The 25150-nt window shown below is 53.3% G+C and carries 25 protein-coding genes; 14 read left to right on the top strand and 11 right to left on the bottom strand.

The window, feature by feature from the left end; all coding sequences use genetic code 11:
• The first annotated feature begins 34 nt into the window (after positions 1–34).
• A complete protein-coding gene (gene sfsB / locus ACSZO4_RS05545) occupies positions 35–307 on the top strand; it encodes a DNA-binding transcriptional regulator SfsB (protein WP_437887876.1) in 273 nt (90 codons plus the stop codon).
• A 61-nt stretch (positions 308–368) separates the two neighbouring features.
• Here sfsB and murA read toward each other — a convergent pair whose 3' ends face one another.
• From murA to mlaF, 7 genes are all read right to left on the bottom strand, one after another.
• Complete coding sequence (gene murA / locus ACSZO4_RS05540) at positions 369–1628, bottom strand: UDP-N-acetylglucosamine 1-carboxyvinyltransferase (RefSeq protein ID WP_437887875.1); 1260 nt, start codon at positions 1626–1628, stop codon at positions 369–371.
• Between the two features lie 52 nt (positions 1629–1680).
• Positions 1681–1935 (bottom strand): BolA family iron metabolism protein IbaG, encoded by a 255-nt coding sequence (gene ibaG / locus ACSZO4_RS05535; protein WP_437887874.1) that lies wholly within the window; start codon positions 1933–1935, stop codon positions 1681–1683.
• Between the two features lie 127 nt (positions 1936–2062).
• On the bottom strand, positions 2063–2356 hold the full coding sequence (gene mlaB / locus ACSZO4_RS05530) for a lipid asymmetry maintenance protein MlaB (protein WP_437887873.1): 294 nt from the start codon (positions 2354–2356) through the stop codon (positions 2063–2065).
• Entirely contained in the window at positions 2356–2991 is a 636-nt protein-coding gene (mlaC, locus tag ACSZO4_RS05525; RefSeq protein WP_437887872.1) for a phospholipid-binding protein MlaC, read from the bottom strand. Before mlaC ends, mlaB begins: the two co-directional genes overlap by 1 nt.
• A 16-nt stretch (positions 2992–3007) precedes the next feature.
• A complete protein-coding gene (gene mlaD, locus ACSZO4_RS05520; RefSeq protein ID WP_437887871.1) occupies positions 3008–3559 on the bottom strand; it encodes an outer membrane lipid asymmetry maintenance protein MlaD in 552 nt (183 codons plus the stop codon).
• A gap of 4 nt (positions 3560–3563) precedes the next feature.
• Positions 3564–4346: a lipid asymmetry maintenance ABC transporter permease subunit MlaE gene (gene mlaE, locus ACSZO4_RS05515; RefSeq protein WP_437887870.1), complete on the bottom strand. Its 783-nt coding sequence runs from the start codon at positions 4344–4346 to the stop codon at positions 3564–3566.
• A 7-nt stretch (positions 4347–4353) separates the two neighbouring features.
• Entirely contained in the window at positions 4354–5166 is an 813-nt protein-coding gene (mlaF, locus tag ACSZO4_RS05510; protein ID WP_437887869.1) for a phospholipid ABC transporter ATP-binding protein MlaF, read from the bottom strand.
• A gap of 230 nt (positions 5167–5396) precedes the next feature.
• Here mlaF and ACSZO4_RS05505 point away from each other — a divergent pair, with 230 nt between their 5' ends.
• The 11 genes from ACSZO4_RS05505 (at position 5397) to npr (ending at position 13327) form a co-directional block, all read left to right on the top strand.
• On the top strand, positions 5397–6374 hold the full coding sequence (locus tag ACSZO4_RS05505) for a calcium/sodium antiporter (RefSeq protein ID WP_437887868.1): 978 nt from the start codon (positions 5397–5399) through the stop codon (positions 6372–6374).
• 13 nt (positions 6375–6387) lie between these two features.
• Positions 6388–7374, top strand: coding sequence for an arabinose-5-phosphate isomerase KdsD (kdsD, locus tag ACSZO4_RS05500; protein ID WP_437887867.1), 987 nt, complete (start codon positions 6388–6390; stop codon positions 7372–7374).
• A gap of 13 nt (positions 7375–7387) precedes the next feature.
• Positions 7388–7954, top strand: a complete 567-nt coding sequence (gene kdsC / locus ACSZO4_RS05495; RefSeq protein ID WP_437887866.1) for a 3-deoxy-manno-octulosonate-8-phosphatase KdsC — start codon at positions 7388–7390, stop codon at positions 7952–7954.
• The gene (gene lptC / locus ACSZO4_RS05490) at positions 7951–8526 is read left to right on the top strand and encodes an LPS export ABC transporter periplasmic protein LptC (RefSeq protein ID WP_437887865.1); all 576 of its coding nucleotides are present in this window, start codon (positions 7951–7953) and stop codon (positions 8524–8526) included. Before kdsC ends, lptC begins: the two co-directional genes overlap by 4 nt.
• Positions 8495–9061 carry a lipopolysaccharide ABC transporter substrate-binding protein LptA gene (gene lptA, locus ACSZO4_RS05485; RefSeq protein WP_437887864.1) on the top strand — a complete coding sequence of 189 codons (567 nt, stop codon included), beginning with the start codon at positions 8495–8497 and terminating at the stop codon, positions 9059–9061. The genes lptC and lptA overlap by 32 nt, the downstream gene beginning before the upstream one ends.
• Positions 9062–9067: 6 nt before the next feature.
• Entirely contained in the window at positions 9068–9793 is a 726-nt protein-coding gene (lptB, locus tag ACSZO4_RS05480) for an LPS export ABC transporter ATP-binding protein (protein WP_437887863.1), read from the top strand.
• A gap of 48 nt (positions 9794–9841) precedes the next feature.
• Positions 9842–11275, top strand: a complete 1434-nt coding sequence (rpoN, locus tag ACSZO4_RS05475; RefSeq protein ID WP_437887862.1) for an RNA polymerase factor sigma-54 — start codon at positions 9842–9844, stop codon at positions 11273–11275.
• A gap of 22 nt (positions 11276–11297) precedes the next feature.
• Positions 11298–11585, top strand: coding sequence for a ribosome hibernation promoting factor (hpf, locus tag ACSZO4_RS05470; protein ID WP_437887861.1), 288 nt, complete (start codon positions 11298–11300; stop codon positions 11583–11585).
• Between the two features lie 81 nt (positions 11586–11666).
• Complete coding sequence (gene ptsN / locus ACSZO4_RS05465; RefSeq protein WP_437887860.1) at positions 11667–12158, top strand: PTS IIA-like nitrogen regulatory protein PtsN; 492 nt, start codon at positions 11667–11669, stop codon at positions 12156–12158.
• A 45-nt stretch (positions 12159–12203) separates the two neighbouring features.
• The gene (gene rapZ / locus ACSZO4_RS05460) at positions 12204–13058 is read left to right on the top strand and encodes an RNase adapter RapZ (protein ID WP_437887859.1); all 855 of its coding nucleotides are present in this window, start codon (positions 12204–12206) and stop codon (positions 13056–13058) included.
• On the top strand, positions 13055–13327 hold the full coding sequence (gene npr, locus ACSZO4_RS05455) for a PTS phosphocarrier protein NPr (RefSeq protein ID WP_437887858.1): 273 nt from the start codon (positions 13055–13057) through the stop codon (positions 13325–13327). Before rapZ ends, npr begins: the two co-directional genes overlap by 4 nt.
• 47 nt (positions 13328–13374) lie before the next feature.
• Here the strand turns inward: npr and mtgA are convergent, their stop codons facing one another.
• From mtgA to ACSZO4_RS05435, 4 genes are all read right to left on the bottom strand, one after another.
• The gene (gene mtgA / locus ACSZO4_RS05450) at positions 13375–14094 is read right to left on the bottom strand and encodes a monofunctional biosynthetic peptidoglycan transglycosylase (RefSeq protein WP_437887857.1); all 720 of its coding nucleotides are present in this window, start codon (positions 14092–14094) and stop codon (positions 13375–13377) included.
• Positions 14095–14099: 5 nt separating this feature from the next.
• Entirely contained in the window at positions 14100–14753 is a 654-nt protein-coding gene (gene elbB, locus ACSZO4_RS05445; RefSeq protein WP_437887856.1) for an isoprenoid biosynthesis glyoxalase ElbB, read from the bottom strand.
• A 231-nt stretch (positions 14754–14984) separates the two neighbouring features.
• On the bottom strand, positions 14985–17318 hold the full coding sequence (gene arcB / locus ACSZO4_RS05440) for an aerobic respiration two-component sensor histidine kinase ArcB (RefSeq protein ID WP_437887855.1): 2334 nt from the start codon (positions 17316–17318) through the stop codon (positions 14985–14987).
• A 96-nt stretch (positions 17319–17414) separates the two neighbouring features.
• Positions 17415–18371 carry a TIGR01212 family radical SAM protein gene (locus ACSZO4_RS05435; protein WP_437887854.1) on the bottom strand — a complete coding sequence of 319 codons (957 nt, stop codon included), beginning with the start codon at positions 18369–18371 and terminating at the stop codon, positions 17415–17417.
• Between the two features lie 670 nt (positions 18372–19041).
• On the opposite strand from ACSZO4_RS05435, the gene gltB reads away from it, so the two are divergent.
• Positions 19042–23502, top strand: a complete 4461-nt coding sequence (gene gltB, locus ACSZO4_RS05430; protein WP_437887853.1) for a glutamate synthase large subunit — start codon at positions 19042–19044, stop codon at positions 23500–23502.
• Positions 23503–23511: 9 nt separating this feature from the next.
• Positions 23512–24930: a glutamate synthase small subunit gene (locus ACSZO4_RS05425; protein WP_437887852.1), complete on the top strand. Its 1419-nt coding sequence runs from the start codon at positions 23512–23514 to the stop codon at positions 24928–24930.
• Positions 24931–25150: the final 220 nt, after the last annotated feature.

Below are 25150 nucleotides of genomic sequence, written 5' to 3'. Positions count from 1 at the left end.
CTTCAGGCAGAGGTCTGAGACCAGGGAGAAGCATATGGAAAGTAAATTTATTGACTGGCATACGGCGGACATCATTGCAGGGTTGCATAAAAAAGGGACATCACTGGCCGCAGAGTCTCGTAAGAATGGATTATCGTCTTCAACACTGGCGAATGCGTTAAGTCGCTCCTGGCCGAAAGGAGAACTGATCATCGCACGAGCGCTGGAGACGGAGCCCTGGGTGATCTGGCCGTCGCGTTACCATGATCCGGTGACGCATGAGTTCATAGACCGAACCAGTTTGATGCGGCAAAAAAGGGCAAAATAAGGCAGAAGAACAGCCCCTCGCTGCAATGAGCAGGGGCTGCTTAAGCGGTTAAATCCGACGATTACTCGCCTTGCACGCGTTCGATGTTAGCGCCAAGCGCACGCAGTTTATCTTCGATACGCTCATAACCACGGTCAATGTGATAAATACGGTCGACAACAGTGGTGCCTTCCGCAATACACCCTGCCAGCACCAGGCTTGCAGATGCACGCAGATCCGTAGCCATCACCTGTGCGCCGGATAATTTTTCCACGCCGTAGCAAATCGCCGTGTTGCTTTCGATTTCCGCATGCGCTCCCATACGAATCAGCTCAGGGATATGCATAAAGCGGTTTTCGAAAATCGTTTCGGTGATAACCCCGGTCCCTTCAGCAACCAGGTTGAGCAGCGTAAACTGTGCCTGCATGTCGGTCGGGAAAGCCGGATGTGGCGCAGTGCGAACGTTAACCGCTTTCGGCCGTTTGCCATGCATATCCAGGCTAATCCAGTCTTCACCCACTTCAATGTCGGCACCGGCTTCACGCAGCTTAGCCAGTACAGCATCCAGGGTGTCAGGCTGCGCGTTCCGGCACACAATCTTGCCGCCGGAGATGGCTGCCGCTACCAGGAAAGTACCGGTTTCGATACGATCGGGCAACACACGATAGGTACCGCCCCCCAGACGCTCAACGCCCTGGATGGTGATACGATCGGTACCCTGCCCGGTTATCTTCGCCCCTAACGCATTGAGGAAGTTGGCGGTATCAACAATTTCCGGTTCACGTGCTGCGTTTTCAATGATGGTCGTCCCTTCAGCCAGCGTCGCCGCCGACAGAATGGTCACCGTCGCACCGACGCTGACTTTGTCCATCACGATATGGGCACCCTTCAGACGCCCGGCAACACTCGCCTTAACGTAACCTTCTTCCAGTTTGATTTCGGCGCCAAGCTGTTCCAGGCCGGTGATGTGCAAATCAACCGGACGCGCACCAATAGCGCAGCCGCCTGGCAATGAAACCTGACCCTGACCAAAACGCGCCACCAGCGGCCCCAGCGCCCAGATAGAAGCACGCATGGTTTTAACCAGATCGTAAGGCGCACAGAAAACATTTACGTTGCTCGCATCGATCCACACGGATCCATTGCGTTCCACCTTGGTGCCCAGTTGGCTGAGCAGCTTCATGGTGGTGTCGATGTCTTTCAGTTTCGGAACGTTGCGGATTTCAACCGGCTCCTCTGCCAGCAGTGCGGCAAAAAGGATAGGCAGCGCGGCGTTTTTTGCGCCTGAAATTGTGACTTCACCCTGGAGCCGGGTTGGCCCCTGTACACGAAACTTATCCATTCATCTGTTCTCTGTTAAGAATTCACACGTGCTGCGGGCATGCGCCCGTAGCTCAAAAACCGTTTAGTTTGCGATCGCGCGCCCATTCCAGCGGCGTGTACGCTTTGATCGACAGAGCATGAATGCGGTTGTCCGCAATATATTCCGCTAATGGGCCATATACTGCCTGCTGTTTCTTGACGCGGCTCATGCCGTCAAATACCTCACCCACAGCAATAACCTGAAAGTGACTGCCATCGCCAGTGACGTGGGCTTCCTGGAGAGAGAGTGCATTCATCAGCACTGTCTGAATTTCATGATTTTCCATGGGCGTTAATTTCATCTGATAGTGAAAACAAGCCACACATCTTAGAGGAAAGTGGCGCGGTCTTAAATAAGCAAAAAGCCTCGCTGATAAATCAAACGAGGCTTGTGAGAGTAACGTACTGAAAAAGTTAGCGGGGCAGTACGTCCACGGGCAAATTATACAAGTCAGCCAGCGTCTTCAGGTTTTCACTGACACCTTCAAGCGAAACCTGATGACCCTGTTTTTTACCCAGATCGATAAGATGGATCAGCAGCGCAACCCCAGCGGTGTCAATACGCGTAACACTCTGTAAATCGATACACTTAACCCCATCCATCACCTCAACACGTGCTTCCCATAAAGGGTTAAGCACGTCCTGATCCAGATCGCCCTGTAATGCCAGCCGCTCGCTTTCTCGCGTCCAGCTAAGCTGAACCGCCATTATTTTTTCTCTTCCAGGCTGATTTTCTGCTGAGAAATAGACTGCAGCTGCGCCGTCAGGCCATCAATGCCTTTGGTACGCAGCAGATCGCTCCATTCGTTTTGCTTGGTGGTGATCATGCTCACGCCCTCAGCAATCATGTCATAAGCCTGCCAGTTGCCGGACTGAGTATTTTTGCGCCACTGGAAATCCAGACGAATCGGAGGACGGCCATTAGGATCGATGATGGTCACGCGGATCGGCACGATAGTGGCATCGCCCAGCGGTTGTTCCGGCGCAATCTGGTAGCTCTGACCGTGATACATCGCCAGCGCCTGGCCATACGCCTGTTTCAGATACTCGCGGAAAGCGGCAAAATAGGCTTCACGTTGTGCCGGGGTCGCATCTTTATAATAGCGGCCCAGCACTAACGCACCCGCATACTTCACCTGCACATAGGGCAGCAATTCCTGATCCACCACATCGCGCAAATAATCCGGGTTGGCGCGAATTTTCGGCTGCTCGTTTTTAAGGCGATCGAATGTCTTCTGCGCCGCCTCCTGCATCGCTTTATATGGATTGCTTTGATCTGCCGCGCTGGCAAGACCCAGCGGCGCAACGATCAGCATAGCCACCATTAACAGACGTTTAAACATGCCTCAAATCTCCTCGTTAATTCGCCGAACCGGCAGACGGTGCGCTGGAAGTATGTTCCTGTTGTTGCGGCTGCGCATCGCCAGAATTCTTATTGTCACTCCCTTTACTGTTGTAAAGGAATTGTCCGATCAGATCCTCAAGAACCATAGCGGACTTGGTATCCTGAAGGGTGCTCCCCTCTTTAAGCATAGAAGTTCCCAGCTCAGGATCGTCAAAACCAACGTTCAGCGCCAGATACTGCTCGCCCAAAAGCCCTGATGTCCGAATCGCTAATGAGCTGGTGTCCGGGATCTGGTTATAACGCTCCTCAATATCCAGCGAAACGCGCGGCAGATACGTTTTAGGATCCAGTTCAATATCTGCAACCCGACCCACTACGACGCCACCAATACGAACAGGAGAGCGTGCTTTCAGGCCACCAATGTTATCGAAGGTGGCATAGATACGGTAAGTGGGCTCAGTACGCATTGACGCAACATCCGCGGCTTTCAGACAGATAAAGAGCGCAGCCAGCAGTGCCACCAGTACAAAAATACCAACCCAAATTTCACTTTTTTTCGTTTGCATGAACTTAATTCCCAAACATCAATGCGGTGAGCACAAAATCAAGGCCAAGGACAGCCAGTGAAGAGTGCACAACAGTGCGTGTCGTCGCCCGGCTAATCCCGGCAGAAGTCGGGATCGCGTCATAACCATTGAATAAGGCAATCCAGGTTACAGTGATCGCGAACACGACGCTTTTAATCAGGCAGTTGATCAGGTCAAGACGCCAGTCGACCGCATCTTGCATCGCCGACCAGAAGAAACCTGAGTCGATTCCTTTCCAGTTCACACCCACCAGCGATCCGCCCCAAATCCCGACGGCAACAAAAATAATAGTCAGCAGAGGAAGCGAAATCACCCCCGCCCAAAAGCGCGGAGCAATGACCCGACGCAACGGATCCACCGCCATCATCTCTAGACTTGAAAGTTGCTCAGTCGCGCGCATCAGGCCGATCTCTGCGGTCAACGCTGAACCCGCACGACCGGCATACAGCAACGCCGCAACAACGGGCCCCAGCTCGCGCAGAAGCGATAGCGCCACCAGCATACCAAGGCTGGTTTCCGCGCTGTACGTCGTCAGCACCAGGTAACCCTGCAGGCCCAATACCATACCGATGAAGACGCCGGAAACAAGGATAATCAGCATAGACAGGACGCCAACATGATAAAGCTGGCGTACTAATAACGGCGCATGTTTACGGACTTCAGGCTTGCCTACGATCGCATTAAACAGCATTAAACCGGCACGACCGAAGGTCGCGATCGTTTTGATCCCGCGATGCCCTAACGACGCCAGTGCTTGTAGCAGCATGAGTGTCTTAACTCCCTGTCTCTAATAAATCGAATTGATACTCACCTGCGGGGTAACGGAAGGGAACCGGGCCATCAGCAATACCGTCAAGGAACTGACGAACGCGAGGATCATTGTTCTCTTGCAGCCCATGCGCGCTGCCGTGCGCAACGATTTTCTTATCCGCAACGATGTACGCATAGTCGGCGATACTCAGCACTTCGGGAACATCGTGGGAAACCACAATACAGGTCACACCCAGCACGCTGTTCAGATCAGAAATCAGCTTAACCAGCACCCCCATTGTAATCGGATCCTGACCAACAAAAGGTTCGTCGAACATGATCAAATCGGGTTCCAGCGCGATTGCGCGGGCCAGTGCAGCACGGCGTGCCATACCGCCCGACAGCTCGGAAGGCATTAATTTAGCCGCACCGCGCAAACCGACCGCTTCGAGCTTCATCATCACCGTACTTTTGAGCAAAGCTTCGGGTAAATTTGTGTGTTCACGCAGCGGGTAGGCCACATTTTCAAAAACATTTAAATCAGTAAAGAGCGCGCCTGACTGAAACAACATGCTCATTCTTTTACGCACGGTGAATAGTCTGGAACGACTCATCTGCGGAATGTTTTCACCGTCAAACAAAATCTCGCCTTTGTCAGGAGGGATCTGCCCACCAATAAGGCGTAAAAGCGTCGTTTTGCCAATCCCGGATGGCCCCATGATCGCAGTGATCTTTCCGCGTGGCACCACCAGTGAGATGTTGTCAAAAATCGGACGGTTGCTACGTGAAAAACTCACACCATGAATATCGACGAGATTCGCCACTGTCTGGCTCATTCTTTCTTCCTTATAAGCCTGCCGGATCCAGGCGCTATGGCCGATAACATCAAGAACCCGACATTTTTACAGAATATTACCTGCCAGAGTTAGCGAAAGCTGGCATTTGTTTTACTTTTGAGCCGCATAAAGTCAAAATTAAGACTTCTTTACACCGCTCGTCATTCCCGGTATTTCCCGGCGATCGCAGCCTGCGGACCGGCAGATTATACCTCAAGAAAGGACGTTAGATGCTTTTAGCGACGGCGCTATTAATAATTGGTTTGCTTTTGGTCGTCTACAGCGCCGACCGTCTGGTGTTCGCAGCCTCCATTCTGTGCCGAACGTTGGGTATTCCCCCTTTGCTGATTGGCATGACCGTCGTCAGCATTGGCACCTCTCTGCCGGAAATCATTGTCGCCGTCGCCGCTTCAATGCACGGGCAACTTGATTTGGCAATCGGAACGGCTATCGGTTCCAACATCACAAATATTCTTTTGATTTTGGGCCTCGCCGCGTTTCTCCAGCCTTTTACCGTGCATTCCGATATCTTACGCCGTGAGTTGCCGTTAATGTTGGTGGCCAGTACGCTTGCAGGGATGGTGCTGTTCGACGGGCAACTGACCAGGCTTGACGGTATTTTTTTACTGCTTCTCGCCGTGCTGTGGCTGGTGTTCATTGTTAACATCGCCCGCCAGGCAGAACAGCAGGGGGATGATAGCCTGACCCGTGAGCAACTGGCCGAATTGCCCCGTGACGGTAGCCTGCCGGTGGCTTTCTTGTGGCTTGGCATCGCATTAATTATCATGCCAATGGCCACGCGGATGGTGGTGGATAATGCCACGGTAATGGCCAACTACTTCGCCATGAGTGAGCTCACTATTGGCCTCACCGTGATTGCCATTGGCACTGGCCTGCCAGAGCTCGCCACCGCGATTGCTGGCGCACGTAAAGGTGAAGACGATATTGCCATTGGCAATATTATCGGCTCGAATATTTTCAATATCACACTGGTTCTGGGGTTACCGGCGCTGATTGCGCCAGGGGCGTTTAATCCCCTCGCCTTCACGCGAGATTATGGCGTCATGCTGCTGGTGAGCATCATCTTTGCCTTTATCTGCTGGCGACGCAAACGCCCAACCGGCAGGGGCCCCGGCGCTCTGTTGCTGGGCGGATTCTTTATCTGGCTGGCGTTGTTGTTCTGGTTAACGCCGCATTTGACAGGATAAGCGGAAGCACATTATGTCGCATTTAGATCTGCAACAGGGTTTCGACTTTCAGCAAGCCGGGCGGGACGTTGTGAATATTGAGCGTGAAGGCCTCGCGCATCTCGATCAGTATATCAATCAAGATTTTGCCAGGGCTTGTGAGAAGATATTCTATTGCCGCGGCAAAGTCGCCGTCATGGGAATGGGAAAATCGGGCCACATTGCCCGTAAAATATCCGCGACCTTTGCCAGCACCGGCACCTCGTCTTTCTTCGTGCATCCTGGCGAAGCCGCGCACGGCGATCTCGGCATGGTTGAGGAAAACGACGTGGTGATTGCGCTGTCGAATTCCGGAGAGTCGAACGAGATCCTGGCCCTGATTCCGGTCCTTAAGCGACTGAAGATATTATTAATTTGCCTGACCAGCCGGCCTGAAAGTAGCATGGGTCGGGCGGCAGATATCCATTTGTGCGTCAAGGTTCCCAAAGAGGCATGCCCGCTGGGTCTGGCCCCAACGTCCAGCACCACTGCGGCATTAGTTATGGGGGATGCACTGGCAGTCGCCTTGCTCAAAGCCCGGGGTTTTACCGCCGAAGATTTTGCGCTTTCCCATCCGGGCGGCGCATTAGGGCGCAAGCTTCTGCTGCGTGTGAGCGATATCATGCACACCGGTGACGAAATCCCGCGCGTCAGCAAAGAGGCGAGTCTGCGTGATGCACTACTGGAAATCACCCGCAAGAATCTCGGTCTGACCGTCATCTGCGATGATTTGATGAAAATTGAAGGTATTTTCACCGACGGTGATTTACGTCGGGTTTTCGATATGGGTGCCGATGTCCGTAGCCTCGGCATCAAAGATGTAATGACGCCGGGCGGCATCCGCGTAAGGCCTGATATTCTGGCGGTAGAAGCCCTGAATGTCATGCAATCACGCCATATAACATCTGTTCTGGTTGCCGATGGCGACCAGTTGCTGGGTGTGGTACATATGCATGATTTGCTGCGCGCAGGCGTCGTATAAAAAGGATGAGTAAATGAGTAATGTTGGTTCGTCGGTAGAGACCTGCTACGGTCCTGTTAGCACCCAGGTCATGGCGAAAGCGGAAAAAATTCAGCTGTTGATACTGGATGTCGATGGCGTGTTATCGGATGGCCTGATCTATATGGGCAACAATGGCGAAGAGCTGAAAGCCTTCAATGTTCGCGATGGTTACGGTATCCGTTGTGCATTAACATCTGGCATTGAAGTGGCCATCATTACCGGGCGAAAAGCTAAACTATTAGAAGACCGCTGCGAAACCTTAGGGATAGCGCATCTTTACCAGGGTCAGTCAGACAAACTGCTGGCCTACCGTGAGCTGTTGACGAAGTTTGCATTGCAGCCGGAGCAGGTGGCTTATGTCGGTGATGACCTGATTGACTGGCCGGTGATGGCAGAAATTGGCCTGAGCGTTGCCGTTGCAGATGCGCACCCGCTGTTGATCCCTCGCGCGGATTACATTACGCGCATTGCCGGAGGCCGTGGCGCCGTCCGTGAAGTTTGCGATTTATTATTACTGGCGCAAGGTAAACTTGATGAGGCCAAAGGGCAATCAATATGAGTAAAACCATACGTTGGGTCATCATCATGCTGGCGCTGCTCGTACTGGTACTGATTGGCGTCAATCTGGCGGACCGGGAACAACCGGCCCCCGTAAACACCAACAACAGTGATCCAACGTATAAAAGCGAGCATACCGATACGGTAGTCTACAGCCCGGAAGGCGCCCTGAACTACCGACTGATCGCCCAGCATGTGGAGTATTTCTCTACGGACGCGGTCACATGGTTTACCCAGCCAGTCCTGACGACCTTTGATAAAGACAAAACCCCTGGCTGGTCGATTAAGGCGGATAAAGCCAAACTGACCAACGACAGAATGCTTTATCTTTACGGCAATGTTGAGGTCAACGCGCTGACTGCGGACGCTCAACTACGAAAAATTACGACGGATAACGCCCAAATAAATCTGGTCACTCAGGATGTGACCTCCGATGACCAGGTGACGTTATACGGAACGACATTTAATTCCACCGGCCTGAAAATGCGCGGCAATTTACGCAGCAAAACCGCAGAGCTGATTGAAAAGGTTAGAAGCTCATATGAAATTCAAAACAAACAAACTCAGCCTTAATGTTGCCCTGGCCAGCGTCCTTTTTGCTGCCAGCCTTCCGGCGCTTGCGGTCACTGGTGATACTGAACAGCCAATCCATATCGACTCGGATCAACAATCTCTGGATATGCAGGGCAACGTCGTCACCTTCACCGGTAATGTTGTTGTGACCCAGGGCACGATCAAAATTAACGCTGACAAAGTTGTGGTAACACGTCCTGGCGGAGAGCAGGGAAAAGAGGTGATTGACGGTTACGGCAATCCAGCGACCTTTTATCAGTTACAGGACAACGGTAAACCGGTAAAAGGCCATGCCTCACATATGCATTACGAACTGGCCAAAGACTTTGTGGTTCTGACGGGCAATGCCTATCTTGAACAGCTTGATAGCAATATCAAAGGCGACAAAATCACCTACCTGGTGAAAGAGCAGAAGATGCAGGCGTTCAGCGAGAAAGGTAAACGTGTCACCACGGTTCTGGTACCGTCGCAGTTGCAGAATAAGAGCAACGATCAGAATCAAAACCCGGCTCCGGCGCAAAAAAAGAGTAACTAATACGTTATGGCAACATTAACTGCAAAGAATCTCGCGAAGGCCTACAAAGGTCGTCGCGTCGTGGAAGACGTGAGCCTGACCGTCAATTCGGGTGAGATCGTCGGCCTGTTAGGCCCTAATGGCGCCGGGAAGACCACCACGTTTTACATGGTCGTGGGCATTGTGCCGCGCGATGCTGGCAATATCATTATTGATGATGAAGACATTAGCCTGCTGCCGCTGCATGCGCGTGCCCGTCGTGGTATCGGCTATCTTCCACAGGAAGCGTCCATTTTCCGTCGCCTCAGCGTTTTTGATAACCTGATGGCCGTCCTGCAGATTCGGGACGACCTCAGCGCAGAACAGCGCACTGACCGGGCGAACGAATTGATGGAAGAGTTTCATATTGAACACCTGCGCGATAGCCTTGGCCAGGCATTATCCGGCGGTGAACGTCGTCGTGTAGAAATCGCCCGCGCCCTGGCGGCTAATCCTAAGTTTATTCTGCTGGATGAACCCTTTGCCGGCGTTGACCCGATTTCCGTTATCGACATCAAACGTATCATTGAGCATTTACGTGACAGTGGGCTGGGTGTGTTAATCACCGACCACAACGTGCGTGAAACTCTGGCAGTCTGCGAGCGTGCCTATATCGTCAGTCAGGGCCACTTAATCGCCCATGGAACCCCACAGCAAATCCTTGAAGACGAACACGTTAAGCGCGTATATCTTGGGGAAGACTTCAGACTCTGATAGGGTAGAGTTTATTGACGTGTTTAGTCGGAGAGTACTGCTCTGAATATGAAGCAAGGTTTGCAATTAAGGCTCAGCCAACAGCTGGCCATGACGCCGCAGCTGCAACAGGCTATTCGCCTGTTACAGCTGTCCACGTTGGAACTCCAGCAAGAACTTCAGCAAGCGCTGGAGAGTAACCCGTTGCTGGAACAAACCGATCTTCATGAAGAAGTGGAAACGCAGCAGTCTCAGGATAGCGAAAACCTCGACAGCGTAGATGCGCTCGAACAGAAAGATATGCCAGAAGAGTTACCTCTGGATGCCAGCTGGGACGAGATCTACACCGCAGGCACGCCTTCCGGTAGCAGCACCGATTACATTGATGACGAACTGCCCGTCTATCAGGGCGAAACCACGCAGTCATTGCAGGATTACCTGATGTGGCAAGTGGAGCTGACGCCTTTCTCCGACACTGACCGGGCCATCGCAACCTCCATTGTTGATGCCGTGGACGATACCGGTTACCTCACCGTGCCCCTGGAAGATATCCTTGAGAGCATGGGGGATGAAGAGATTGGCCTTGATGAAATCGAAGCGGTGCTTAAGCGTATCCAGCGTTTCGACCCGGTGGGCGTCGCGGCAAAAGATCTGCGTGACTGTCTGCTAATCCAGCTTTCACAGTTTGCCAAAGACACGCCCTGGCGCGATGAAGCGCAGCTGATCATCAGTGAGCATCTTGATCTGCTGGCTAATCATGATTTCCGCACCCTGATGCGCGTTACCCGTCTGAAAGAAGATGTACTGAAAGAAGCAGTGAATTTAATCCAGTCGCTGGATCCGCGTCCGGGTCAGTCAATCCAGACCGGCGAACCTGAGTATGTCATTCCGGATGTACTGGTTCGTAAACACAACACCCGCTGGGTGGTGGAACTGAACTCAGACAGCATCCCGCGTTTGCAAATCAATCAGCACTACGCCGCAATGTGTGGCGGTGCGCGTAACGATGCAGACAGCCAGTTTATTCGCAGTAATTTACAGGATGCGAAGTGGCTGATAAAAAGTCTGGAAAGCCGTAACGACACCCTGCTTCGGGTAAGTCGCTGCATCGTCGAACAGCAGCAAGCCTTTTTTGAACAGGGAGAGGAGTTCATGAAACCGATGGTGCTGGCGGATATCGCCCAGGCCGTTGAGATGCATGAATCGACCATCTCCCGTGTGACCACGCAAAAATACCTCCACAGTCCGCGAGGCATTTTTGAACTCAAATATTTTTTCTCCAGCCACGTGAATACCGAAGGTGGCGGCGAAGCCTCGTCGACGGCAATCCGGGCGCTGGTGAAAAAATTGATCGCCGCAGAGAATCCTGCGAAGCCACTGAGTGACAGTAAACTGACGTCCATGCTGTCCGACCAGGGCATCATGGTAGCGCGGCGTACCGTTGCAAAATATCGAGAGTCTTTATCCATTCCGCCGTCAAATCAGCGTAAACAGCTGGTCTGACCCAACCGATAAGGAAGACACTATGCAGCTTAACATCACAGGACAGAACGTCGAGATCACCGAGGCCCTGCGTGAATTTGTCAATGCCAAGTTCGCGAAACTCGAGCAATACTTCGAGAGGATTAATCAGGTCTATATTGTGTTGAAAGTGGAGAAAGTGACTCATACCTCGGATGCGACTTTGCATGTAAATGGTGGTGAAATTCATGCCAGTGCGGAAGGTCAGGATATGTACGCTGCTATTGACGGTTTAATTGATAAACTGGCGCGCCAGCTGACGAAACATAAAGATAAACTGAAACAACACTAATTGTCCGGGCATGAGCCTGGTGCATTTCCACCCTACCGCGACCCGGTAGGGTGACTGCACTGGCATTGCTCAGGTGAAATTATGATGAACAACGATTCCGCTCTACAATTGAGCAATGTCCTTAACCAGGAATGTACCCGTAGTGGCGTTCACTGCCAGAGCAAAAAACGTGCGCTGGAGATCATCAGTGAGCTTGCCGCAAAGCAGTTAAGCCTGCCGCCTCAGGTGGTTTTCGAAGCGATCCTCACGCGCGAGAAAATGGGCAGTACGGGTATTGGCAATGGGATTGCTATCCCTCATGGCAAGCTCGAAGAAGATACGCTTCGCGCGGTGGGTGTTTTTGTGCAACTGGAAACGCCGATTGCCTTTGATGCCATTGATAACCAACCTGTCGATCTGCTGTTTGCACTCCTTGTGCCAGCTGACCAGACAAAAACGCACTTACATACCCTCTCTTTAGTGGCAAAACGCCTGGCTGACAAAACCATCTGTCGCCGCCTGCGCTCTGCACAAAGTGATGAAGAACTGTACCAAATCATCACGCTGACAGAAGGCGAACAGGACGATGCGTAGCCAATTCGTCACCGTTTCATCCATGGCAGTGAGGAGAAATGGCCCATGGTCCTGATGATTGTGAGTGGTCGTTCTGGCTCGGGGAAATCCGTTGCGTTGCGCGCGCTGGAAGACATGGGATTTTACTGCGTCGATAACCTGCCCGTCGTCCTGCTTCCTGAACTGGCAAGAACCCTGGCCGACAGACAAACCTCAGCGGCTGTCAGTATCGATGTGCGTAATATGCCGGAATCGCCTGAAATCTTTGAGCAGGCCATGAGTAACCTGCCAGAGTATTTCTCGCCGCAGTTGCTGTTCCTCGATGCCGATCGCAACACCTTAATTCGCCGTTACAGCGACACCCGCCGCCTGCATCCGCTTTCCAGCAAAAATTTATCTCTGGAAAGCGCTATTGATGAAGAAAGCAATCTTCTTGAACCTCTGCGCTCCCGTGCGGATCTCATCGTCGACACTTCTGAAATGTCGGTACATGAGCTGGCAGAGATGCTGCGAACCCGCCTGCTTGGCAAGCGTGAACGCGAGCTGACGATGGTGTTTGAATCCTTTGGCTTTAAGCACGGGATCCCAATAGACGCCGACTATGTTTTCGACGTCCGCTTTTTACCAAACCCGCACTGGGACCCCAAACTTCGTCCGATGACCGGCCTCGACAGACCTGTCGCCGCCTTCCTCGACAGGCACACCGAAGTCCACAATTTCATCTACCAGACGCGCAGTTATCTCGAACTTTGGTTGCCGATGCTGGAAACCAATAACCGTAGCTACCTGACCGTGGCGATTGGCTGTACTGGTGGTAAGCACCGCTCTGTCTATGTTGCTGAACAGCTTGCCGATTACTTCCGTTCGCGCGGCAAAAACGTTCAGTCCCGTCACCGTACGCTGGAAAAACGTAAAACATGACCGTAAAACAAACTGTCGAAATCACCAACAGGCTGGGTATGCATGCGCGCCCGGCCATGAAACTGTTTGAACTGGTTCAGGGGTTTGATGCTGAAGTTCTCCTGCGCAATGACGAGGGAACGGAAGCGGAAGCCAGCAGCGTGATCGCCTTGCTGATGCTGGATTCAGCCAAAGGACGACAGATTGAAATTGAAGCAAATGGCCCTCAGGAAGAAGAGGCGCTGGCCGCGGTTATTGCACTATTTAATGCCGGATTTGACGAAGAGTAACCCTCTCCTGCCGGAGAGGGCCGCACGCTTCAATCACCAGTATTCAATCAATGGAGCCGGTTGCGCTCCAGAAATGTTTCCCCACCTAACTGACGCATCTGACGCAGGATCCACGCCTGCCGACTGCGCACATACCCCGAAGGCGCATCAGCCCGAAAGCGGTGGGGATTGGGTAACACTGCCGCCAGCAGTGCGGCTTCCGACATCGTGAGCTTGCTGGCAGGCTTATGGAAATAACGCTGCGCGGCCTCTTCCACGCCAAATACTCCGTCACCGAACTCAGCAATATTCAGATAGACAGTAAGGATCCGTCGCTTGGTCCAGACAACCTCCATCGTGAGCGTCAGACCCGCCTCCAGCCCTTTACGCAACCAGCTCTTGCCATCCCATAGCAGCAGGTTTTTCATCGTCTGCTGGGAAATTGTCGATGCGCCACGAATGCGGTTTTCATGCCGCTCATTATGCGACAGGGCTTTTTCGATCGCGCCAAAATCCAGACCCCAGTGTTCCGGGAAACGCTGATCCTCTGAAGCGATCACCGCCAGCGCTACCCAGGGCGAGATCTCATCCATGGAAACCCAGTCCGAATGCGCAACATAGCCAAAATCACCCGTAAGCCAGGCCTTCGCCTGCCGCTCAACCATCACCGCGGAGAAAGGAACGGGCAGAAAACTGAACAGAATAATGCCTCCGCCCCAGAAAATAGCCAGCGCCAGCGCCATCCGTAAAAGTAGTCGTTTGATCCGGATTTTAAGCGGACCACTCACTCCTCTCATTTCGTGAGTACCAGCACACGCGCCACCAACTTTTCAATGCCCGTTGCCGCCTCAACGATGTTCTGCGCCAGCATATACGCCGGGGTTGTCACCACTTTGTTATCTTCATCGACCACGATGTCGTCCACCGGGCAAGGCACATGCTCTGCGCCCATATCCTGCAACGCTTCCGCCGTGTCGATGTCCGTACCTATGGTCAGGCGTAGCGGGAAATCGAAAATTTTCGGCAGCATGGCCGGGGCAATGCAGATAAAGCCGAGCGGTTTACCCGCCTGATGCATCTCACGCGCCAGACGTTTTAGCCCGGCATCGACCACGCATTCGCCTCCCTGGCTTGCAAAATTGCTGAGGTTTTTTGCCGCGCCAAATCCGCCGGGAACAATGAGCGCATCCAGATCGTTTACTGATGCATGCGCCAGTGACTGGATAGATCCGCGGGCGATACGGGCCGCTTCGATCAACACATTTCGGCTTTCATTCATGGGATCGCCGGTCAAATGATTGATCACATCAGACTGGAGTTTATCAGGGGCAAAACACACCGCTTCAGCGCCTTCCCGGGCGATCGCAAGGAGAGTAATCACCGCTTCATGGATCTCCGAACCATCATAAACACCACACCCACTGAGTACGACTCCGACTTTTTTCATTTCGCTTATCCTTTAACCAACAGGCGGTAGATAATTAAAAATTTTGATAAGGACGCTATGCTTCACACATTTCACTGATTGATGTAACATATCATTTAAGATTTGCTATCTTATGTGCGTGCAGTTCAATTTTTCAGACTCCGCCCTTGTAAAAAAAATCTATAACTTTACGGCGCAGCCACGATTTCCCTGGTGTTGGCGCAGTATTCGCGCACCCCGGTTAATCCGGGGTCATTTTTTTCCAGCGTCCGCTACCCAGGTTTTCAACACCGCCACATCCTGTTGCCACTCCTGTTTCATCTCTTCGATCCATTCACCAACGTTATCCCACCATGCAGGAAGATCCGGAGACTGGATTTGCTGCCCTAACTGTTGCAGATGGCGCAGGCCTATTGATCCCGCAGCACCTTTGATCTTATGCCCTTCTTCAACGATCCCTTTTTGATCTCTGGCGGTTAAATTTGACTCCAGCACGCTAAGGTAGCCAGGCATCATTTTCTCAAACACCGCTACGCCGTCAGTAATCAGTTTCGGCCCGACCAGCTCCATGTACTGCTCGAGCATGGCAACATCCAGCAGATTTTGCGATTTGTTATCCGTTGCGGTCATCGTCTCATCCTCGTTGACACTGGTATCCCAGAATTTTTTAATCATGGCAGTTAATGCCGGGACTGCCAGCGGTTTGCTTAACACGTCATCCATTCCGGCCTCAAGATACTCATTTTTATCTTTCAGGACGTTAGCCGTCAGGGCCACCAGGGGCGGAAGATCATCACGGGAGAACTGGCTGGTGAGCAGACGGGAAATATCCAGCCCGGTCATGTCCGGCAACTGGATATCCAGCAAGACCAGGTCGTACTCGCCTGGCCGGAACATCTCAAGCGCCGCTTTACCGGTCATAGCCACATCCACGCTGCTGCCCAGTTTTTCCAGCACCGAACGCGCGACAATGACATTGAGCTCAATATCCTCCACCAGCAGCACGTGCAGGGCCGGCAGCGGCATATCATCATCCTCAAAAGCATCTTCCACCTCTTCCGCCAGCGCAGGGGCATGCACGGTAAGGGTAAAGAGCGAGCCTTTACCTGCCTGGCTGGCCACCACAATATCGCCGCCCATGCTTTTTGCCAGCCGTCGGGAGACCGCAAGGCCAATGCCGGTTCCGGTGGCGGGTTTGCCACCGTCGCTGTCTTTGACCTGGTAATACATGGCGAAGATTTTATCGAGCTCTTCACGAGGAATTCCCATACCGGAATCTTCCACCTCGAAGTGCAATATGTCGCCCTCATCGTAGCGCACGCGCACCGTGACCTGCCCTTCGCGGGTAAACTTGACGGCGTTGCTGATAAGGTTCCAGAGGATCTGGCGCAGACGTGTGCCATCGGTCACCACTTTATGTGGCAGAGGCAGAGTTGGCTCCATCACAAAACGCAGCCCTTTCTGGTGCGCCTGCAGGCCGGATAAATTCTCCAGATCGGCCAGGAAGCTGGTGAAATCAACGGGTTGATTATCCAGCTGGACTTTACGCCGTTCAATTTTATCCATGTCGATAATATCGTTGAAGATATTTCCCAGCGTGACGGCGGAGACATGAATGGTCTTCAGGTATTTTTCCTGCTCATCGCTCAGTTCGGTATCAAGCAGAATACGGCTCAGACCGACAATGCCATTAAGCGGCGTACGCAGCTCATGGCTGATGGTAGAGATAAAGGTGGTCTTATCGCGGCTGGCTCGCTCCAGAGCGTCCTGATAACGCTTACGCTCGGTAATATCGCGTCCGAAGCCCATCAGCCCGTGGCGCTTGCCTACGCGGTCATAATAGGGAACTTTGCGGATTTCAAAACAGGCTTTGCGCCCGTCCGGGTAATCCAGCCACTGCTCATAGGTGAGCGAGACATTGTGACGGAACACTTTTTCATCGGTCTCAATGACTTTTTCCGCCGCTTCCGGGGTATACACATCCTGTGGCTTGAGTTTAATAAGCTGCTTTTCGCTCTTCCCGGTAAGCAACTCCATTGCTCTGTTGCAGCCAGAGAATTCTTTGTCCTCGTTGCGATAGAACACCAGGTCCGGCGAAGCGTCGAGGAAAGAGCGTAAAAATGTCGACTGCTGTTCAAGCTGGATCTGCGTCTGTTCACGCTCCTGCATCTCAATCTTGAGGCGTTCAAAGGTCGATGACCGCTCCGCTTCAGCCTTTTCGCGGTCCGCCATCTCCTGATTGAGCCGGGCGATATTGTCCTTCAACTGGACGTTCAGTTTGAGGTCACGATCGCGCATCTCCTCGAGCTTATCGACCAGCCGTGACAGACGCTGGCGCGACTCTTCCAGCTGCTCAACGACCACCGACAGAAAATAGACTGCCCAGGGGGTAATAAGCAGACCAAAAAAGATAGAGCGGATCACGTCGATGCTTTCCACCTGCCCATGCAGCACCATGGTCACCGCCATCTGCACGACAATCGCAAGCACCACCAGCGCCAGTGCCAGCAGCATAGAGAAACGCACCAGGCCGAGCTTCATCATCAGGTCGACGTAATATTGCGCCAGTAAACGGATTTGCTTCATAACGATTTCCTCAAACAATTCCGCTCAATAATACTCAATTCTGAGCAAGGCGTTGAAGGTTGTGCGAAAAATGCGGCAATGATTGAGATCTGGTCTTCACCCGCAGATTTTTTCGGCGGCTAAAGACTGCGGGACGGGCGTCCAGCAGCGCCCAAGGGCGGAACCCTGGACTCCCCGTTCGTTGAGGTAGCGATCCAACTCAACCATCCCCGTCCAGCGGTTTTCGCACCACAGCGGAGCCAGCAATGTCGGACGACGGGCGCTGGCGGAAATACGATGATAAATGACGTCAGGCGGCGTATGGCGAATCATCTCCCCCGCAGTCACCGTGTAATCTGCCAGTTCGATGCCGCTCAGGCGTCCGGCTTGCCAGGCTTTCGCCATGGTACTGCCTTTCACAATATGCAGGGGATGCAGTTTGATACCGTCAACGCCGGTCTCCACCACGCGAGTGAGCGTTTGCAGGCATTCTGCCTGCCCTTCCCCCGGCAACCCGACGATCAGGTGGCTACAGACTTTCAGCCCGCGCTCACGGGCCAGCCGGGTCGTATTCTGGTAGCAGGCGAAATCATGGCCGCGATTGATACGATGCAGTGTTTTATCGTGTGCCGTTTGCAGCCCAAGCTCCAGCCACACCTCATAACCTAAATCATGGTATTCGCTGAGCAGATCAAGCACCGCCTCCGGAACACAATCGGGGCGCGTACCGACGCATAACCCGACAATGCTGGCCTGGCTGACAGCCTGCTGATACATGGAACGCAGGACCTGAACTTCAGCCCAGGTACTGGTGTAAGCCTGAAAATAGGCGAGATAACGTTTTGCCCGATTCACCAGGTGAGCCTGGTGGGCCAGCTGCTCGGCGATGGAACGATGCTGCTGCGCTTCGTCGGCAAAGGAGGCAACGTTGCAAAACGTACAGCCGCCACGCCCGATTGTGCCATCACGATTTGGACAGCTAAAACCACCGTGTAAGGTGAGTTTATGAACTTTTTCACCATAGCGGCGGGCAAGATCCCCACCAAACATATTGACTAATTTTTGTAACTGCATAATCTGAAAGGCCGTGCTCTGGAAAGGGCCAAGCCTGCCATTTTTAGCTTCCGACGGCGATGATGTGGATCAAACGCCCGGCAACGCTTTTATCTACTGCATAAAAAATCGATATTACCGCAATTTCATTCACATTGAAGACAATTACTTTTCCTTATGTTCGCGCGATATTTTGCAAAAATAATGTCACGCCTGCAAAACAGTGTTTTTAATCGCAAAGCATAAATACAGCAGGATAAAACACCGAAAGGTACTCGTAAGTTAGTACAGTGGCGCAATAACCACGCTTTCCGATAGTGAGTAAGATCACATAACGGAGCGCGTTACTATTGGGTTCCAACAATGTAAAAAAGGTTAAATACTGATTATATTCATGCGCTTAAGATGCATTTAGCACATTATTGTATAAATAAGCCTGGCATTTGACCTGAATACGGATTCCCGATAAGTTGGGAATCCGCTGGAAGCTTTCTGGATGAGCAGTCTGCTCATCATATTTATGCAGTTATTGTGATTCCCTCTTAAGCAAGTCCTCAATACTTGTGTACCGATGCGAAAAGGAAATTAAAGAGGGCGACATTCGAGGCATATGCCCCGTCGCCATGCTCTTTTTACGCCTGTGCGCGTCGGTCAGGAGGGAGTCCCGTAGAGCCTGGGGAGGTTCACTGATATGTTGTACGATAAATCCCTTGAGAGGGATAACTGTGGTTTCGGCCTGATCGCCCACATAGAAGGCGAACCTAGCCACAAGGTAGTGCGTACCGCCATACACGCACTGGCCCGTATGCAGCACCGTGGCGCAATTCTCGCCGATGGTAAAACCGGTGATGGTTGTGGTTTGCTGCTGCAAAAACCCGATCGCTTCTTCCGCATTGTTGCCGAAGAACGTGGCTGGCGCTTAGCCAAAAATTACGCTGTCGGCATGCTGTTCCTTAATCAGGACCCTGATAAAGCCGCCGCCGCTCGCCGTGTGGTCGAAGAAGAACTTCAGCAAGAAACGCTGTCGATTGTTGGCTGGCGCGATGTGCCAACCAATGAAGGCGTGCTTGGTGAAATCGCGCTCTCCTCGCTGCCCCGCATTGAGCAGATTTTCGTTAATGCCCCGGCAGGCTGGCGTCCACGTGATATGGAACGCCGTTTGTTTATCGCCCGTCGTCGCATCGAAAAGCGTCTGGTGGAAGATAAAGATTTCTACGTTTGCAGCCTCTCCAATGTCGTGAACATTTATAAAGGTCTGTGTATGCCGACAGACCTGCCGCGTTTCTATCTGGATCTGGCGGACTTACGTCTGGAATCGGCCATTTGCCTGTTCCACCAGCGTTTTTCCACCAATACCGTACCACGCTGGCCGCTGGCCCAGCCGTTCCGCTACCTGGCGCACAACGGTGAAATCAACACCATCACCGGTAACCGTCAGTGGGCACGCGCACGTACCTATAAATTCAAAACGCCATTGATCCCGGATCTTCATGATGCCGCGCCGTTCGTCAACGAAACCGGCTCTGACTCCAGTTCAATGGATAATATGCTTGAGCTGCTGCTGGCAGGCGGTATGGACATCGTCCGTGCCATGCGTCTGCTGGTTCCGCCAGCCTGGCAGAACAACCCGGATATGGATCCGGACCTGCGTTCATTCTTCGACTTCAACTCCATGCACATGGAACCCTGGGATGGCCCGGCCGGTATCGTGATGTCCGACGGCCGTTTCGCCGCCTGTAACCTCGACCGTAACGGCCTGCGTCCTGCGCGCTACGTAATCACGAAAGATAAGCTGATTACCTGTGCCTCAGAAGTCGGGATCTGGGATTACCAGCCTGATGAAGTGGTCGAAAAAGGTCGCGTTGGCCCTGGCGAACTGATGGTTATCGACACCCGTGGTGGTCGTATTCTCCATTCCGCTGAAACCGATGACGATCTGAAAAGCCGCCACCCTTATAAAGAGTGGATGGAGAAAAACGTCCGTCGTCTGGTGCCGTTTGAAGATCTGGCTGACGATCAGGTTGGCACCCGTGAAATGGATGATGACCTGCTGTCGAGCTACCAGAAACAGTTTAACTACAGCTTTGAAGAGCTGGATTCGGTTATTCGCGTACTGGGCGAAAATGGCCAGGAGGCCGTCGGTTCAATGGGTGACGATACCCCGTTTGCCGTGCTCTCCAGCCAGCCGCGTATTATTTATGACTACTTCCGTCAGCAGTTTGCGCAGGTGACCAACCCGCCAATCGACCCCCTGCGTGAAGCCCATGTCATGTCGCTGGCAACCAGTATCGGTCGTGAGATGAACGTCTTCTGTGAAGCGGAAGGCCAGGCGCACCGCCTGACCTTTAAATCACCGATTCTGCTGTACTCCGATTTCACCCAGCTCACCACGATTAAAGAAGAGCACTATCGTGCTGACGTGCTGGACATCACCTTCGACGTGACGCAAACCACGCTGGAAGAGACGGTCAAGGCGCTGTGCGATAAAGCTGAACAGATGGTGCGTAACGGTACGGTACTGCTGGTGCTGTCTGACCGTGCTATCGCCAAAAATCGCCTGCCGGTCCCGGCACCGATGGCGGTAGGGGCGATCCAGACTCGCCTGGTGGATAAGAGCCTGCGCTGCGACGCCAACATCATTGTTGAAACCGCAAGCGCTCGTGACCCGCACCATTTTGCCGTGCTGCTGGGCTTTGGTGCCACCGCCATCTATCCGTACCTGGCCTACGAAACGCTGGCTAAGCTGGTCGACAGCAAAGCTATCGAGAAAGATTACCGTACCGTGATGCTGAACTACCGGAACGGCATCAATAAAGGTCTGTACAAGATCATGTCCAAAATGGGCATCTCGACCATTGCCTCCTACCGTTGCTCGAAACTGTTCGAAGCGGTCGGCCTGCATGAAGATGTATCCGGTCTGTGCTTCCAGGGTGCTGTCAGCCGCATCAGCGGCGCAAGTTTCTCTGACTTCCAGCAGGACCTGCTGAACCTGTCCAAACGCGCCTGGCTGGCACGTAAGCCGCTGGAACAAGGCGGACAGCTCAAATACGTTCATGGCGGCGAATACCACGCCTATAACCCGGACGTGGTGCGTACCCTCCAGCAGGCAGTGCAGAGCGGCGAATACAGCGATTATCAGCAGTATGCAAAACTGGTGAACGAGCGTCCGGCGGCAACGCTGCGCGACCTGCTGGCAATCACCCCGAACGGCGAAACGGTCAGCATCAATGATGTTGAACCCGCGAGCGAGTTGTTCAAACGTTTTGACACCGCAGCGATGTCGATTGGCGCACTGAGCCCGGAAGCCCACGAAGCACTGGCAGAGGCCATGAACAGCCTCGGCGGCTTCTCTAACTCCGGCGAAGGCGGCGAAGATCCGGCGCGTTACGGCACCAATAAAGTGTCACGTATCAAGCAGGTCGCCTCTGGTCGCTTCGGCGTGACCCCGGCGTATCTGGTTAACGCTGACGTGATCCAGATTAAAGTCGCTCAGGGCGCGAAACCGGGTGAAGGCGGTCAGTTACCGGGTGACAAAGTGACCCCGTACATCGCCAAACTGCGTTATTCCGTTCCGGGTGTGACCCTGATTTCACCTCCGCCGCACCACGATATTTACTCTATCGAGGATCTGGCGCAGCTGATTTTCGACCTCAAACAGGTCAACCCGAAAGCGATGATCTCCGTGAAACTGGTTTCCGAACCGGGCGTTGGCACCATCGCAACCGGTGTGGCGAAAGCCTACGCGGACCTGATCACCATTGCAGGTTATGACGGCGGTACGGGTGCAAGCCCGCTCTCCTCCGTGAAATACGCGGGCTGCCCGTGGGAGCTGGGCCTGGTGGAAACCCAACAGGCGCTGGTGGCTAACGGTCTGCGTCACAAAATTCGTTTGCAAACCGATGGCGGTCTGAAAACCGGCCAGGACATCATTAAAGCGGCGATTCTGGGGGCAGAAAGCTTCGGCTTCGGCACCGGCCCGATGGTAGCCCTGGGCTGTAAATACCTGCGTATTTGCCACCTCAACAACTGCGCAACCGGTGTGGCAACTCAGGATGACAAACTGCGTAAAAACCACTATCACGGCCTGCCGTTCAAAGTGACCAACTACTTTGAATTTATCGCCCGTGAAACCCGTGAGTTGATGGCGCAGTTAGGCGTAAAACGCCTGGTCGACCTGATTGGTCGTACTGACCTGCTCAAAGAGCTGGACGGGTTTACCGCCAAACAGCAGAAGCTGGATCTGTCCAAACTGCTGGAAACCGCTGAACCGCATCCGGGCAAAGCGTTGTTCTGTACCGAGAACAACCCGCCGTTTGATAATGGCGTGCTCAATGCACAGCTGCTGCAACAGGCGAAACCTTTTGTTGATGAACGCCAGAGCAAAACGTTCTGGTTTGACATTCGCAACACTGACCGCTCTGTCGGCGCGTCACTGTCCGGCTATATCGCGCAATCCCATGGCGATCAAGGGCTGGCTGCTGACCCAATCAAAGCGCACTTCAGCGGTACCGCAGGCCAGAGCTTCGGCGTGTGGAACGCAGGCGGCGTTGAGCTGTACCTGACTGGCGATGCTAACGACTACGTAGGCAAAGGCATGGCAGGTGGTTTAGTGGCGGTTCGCCCGCCGGTGGGCTCAGCTTATCGTAGCCATGAAGCAAGCATTATCGGTAACACCTGCCTGTACGGCGCAACTGGTGGTCGTCTGTACGCCGCAGGCCGCGCAGGTGAGCGTTTCGGGGTGCGTAACTCCGGTGCAATCACCGTGGTTGAAGGTATTGGTGATAACGGCTGCGAATACATGACCGGTGGTATCGTCTGTATCCTCGGCAAAACGGGCGTCAACTTTGGCGCAGGTATGACGGGCGGCTTCGCCTACGTACTGGATGAAGACGGCGAATTCCGCAAACGCGTGAACCCGGAACTGGTGGAAGTGCTGAGCGTCGATGACCTCGCTATCCACGAAGAGCATCTGCGCGGTCTGATCACCGAGCACGTACAACATACCGGTTCTTCACGTGGCGAAGAGATCCTGGCGAACTGGCCGACCTTCTCAACGAAGTTCGCCCTGGTTAAACCAAAATCCAGCGATGTGAAAGCTCTGTTAGGTCACCGTAGTCGTTCCGCAGCTGAGCTGCGGGTGCAGGCGCAGTAAGGGGTAGCAATGAGTCAGAACGTATACCAGTTTATAGACTTACAGCGTGTCGATCCGCCGAAGAAACCGCTGAAGATCCGTAAAATTGAATTTATTGAGATTTACGAGCCATTTTCGGAAGGCCAGGCCAAGGCGCAGGCAGATCGCTGCCTCTCCTGTGGTAACCCATACTGCGAGTGGAAATGTCCGGTCCACAACTACATCCCGAACTGGCTGAAGCTGGCCAATGAGGGACGTATTTTTGAAGCCGCTGAGCTGTCACACCAGACCAACACCCTGCCGGAAGTCTGTGGGCGCGTTTGCCCGCAGGACCGCCTGTGTGAAGGCTCCTGTACGCTGAACGATGAGTTCGGCGCGGTGACCATCGGCAATATCGAACGCTATATCAACGATAAAGCGTTCGAAATGGGCTGGCGTCCGGACCTCACTGGCGTGAAGCAAACCGACAAACGCGTTGCCATCATCGGCGCCGGTCCGGCAGGGCTTGCCTGCGCCGACGTGCTGACCCGTAACGGCGTCAAAGCCGTCGTGTTTGACCGTCACCCGGAAATCGGCGGTCTGCTGACCTTTGGTATCCCGGCCTTCAAGCTGGAAAAAGAGGTGATGACCCGCCGCCGTGAAATCTTCACCGACATGGGTATTGAGTTCAAACTGAACACCGAAGTCGGTCGCGACGTACAGCTTGATGACCTGCTCAAAGATTACGATGCCGTATTCCTGGGCGTGGGCACCTATCAGTCAATGCGTGGCGGGCTGGAAAACGAAGATGCGGACGGTGTCTTTGATGCGTTGCCGTTCCTCATTGCCAACACCAAGCAGATCATGGGCTTTGGTGACTCCGCAGATGAGCCGTATATCAATATGGAAGGCAAGCGCGTTGTGGTTCTCGGCGGTGGCGATACCGCAATGGACTGCGTGCGTACGTCTATTCGTCAGGGTGCGAAGCATGTGATTTGTGGCTATCGCCGCGATGAAGAAAACATGCCGGGTTCCCGTCGCGAAGTAAAAAATGCGCGTGAAGAAGGCGTTGAGTTTCAGTTCAACGTTCAGCCGCTGGGTGTGGAAATCAATGCCAACGGTAAAGTGAGCGGCGTGAAAATGGCGCGTACCGAGATGGGCAAACCGGATGAAAAAGGCCGTCGTCGCGCAGAAATCGTCCCGGGCTCTGAGCATGTGGTGCCGGCAGATGCCGTGGTGATGGCGTTTGGCTTCCGTCCTCACAGCATGGAATGGCTGGCGAAACACAGCGTTGAGCTGGACTCGCAGGGCCGTATCATCGCGCCGGAAGGCAACGAGAACGCGTTCCAGACCAGCAACCCGAAAATCTTTGCCGGTGGCGACATTGTGCGTGGTTCGGATCTGGTGGTTACCGCTATTGCCGAAGGCCGTAAAGCTGCTGATGGCATTATGAACTGGCTGGAAGTGTAACCCCGCCTTTGTTTTGAAACGGAAAAGCCGGATAAACAATTATCCGGCTTTTTTTATGCTTCTGACCCGTCCTGAATAGCGTTGACACGTTCCTGACTTAAATCCGGAGAACGTGATGATGACTGAGTTCAAACGCACCCAATGCGATTATCCTCTATCCTTTAAAATAGCCGTTGTTGAGCAGGTCGAAAAAGGCGAGATGACCTATAAACAGGCCCAG

Origin of the sequence: Phytobacter sp. V91, from assembly GCF_965644225.1 — a bacterium.
GTDB lineage: Bacteria > Pseudomonadota > Gammaproteobacteria > Enterobacterales > Enterobacteriaceae > CBFFRJ01.
Note: the sequence above shows the minus strand (reverse complement) of the source record. Positions and strands in the feature narration are given on the sequence as shown.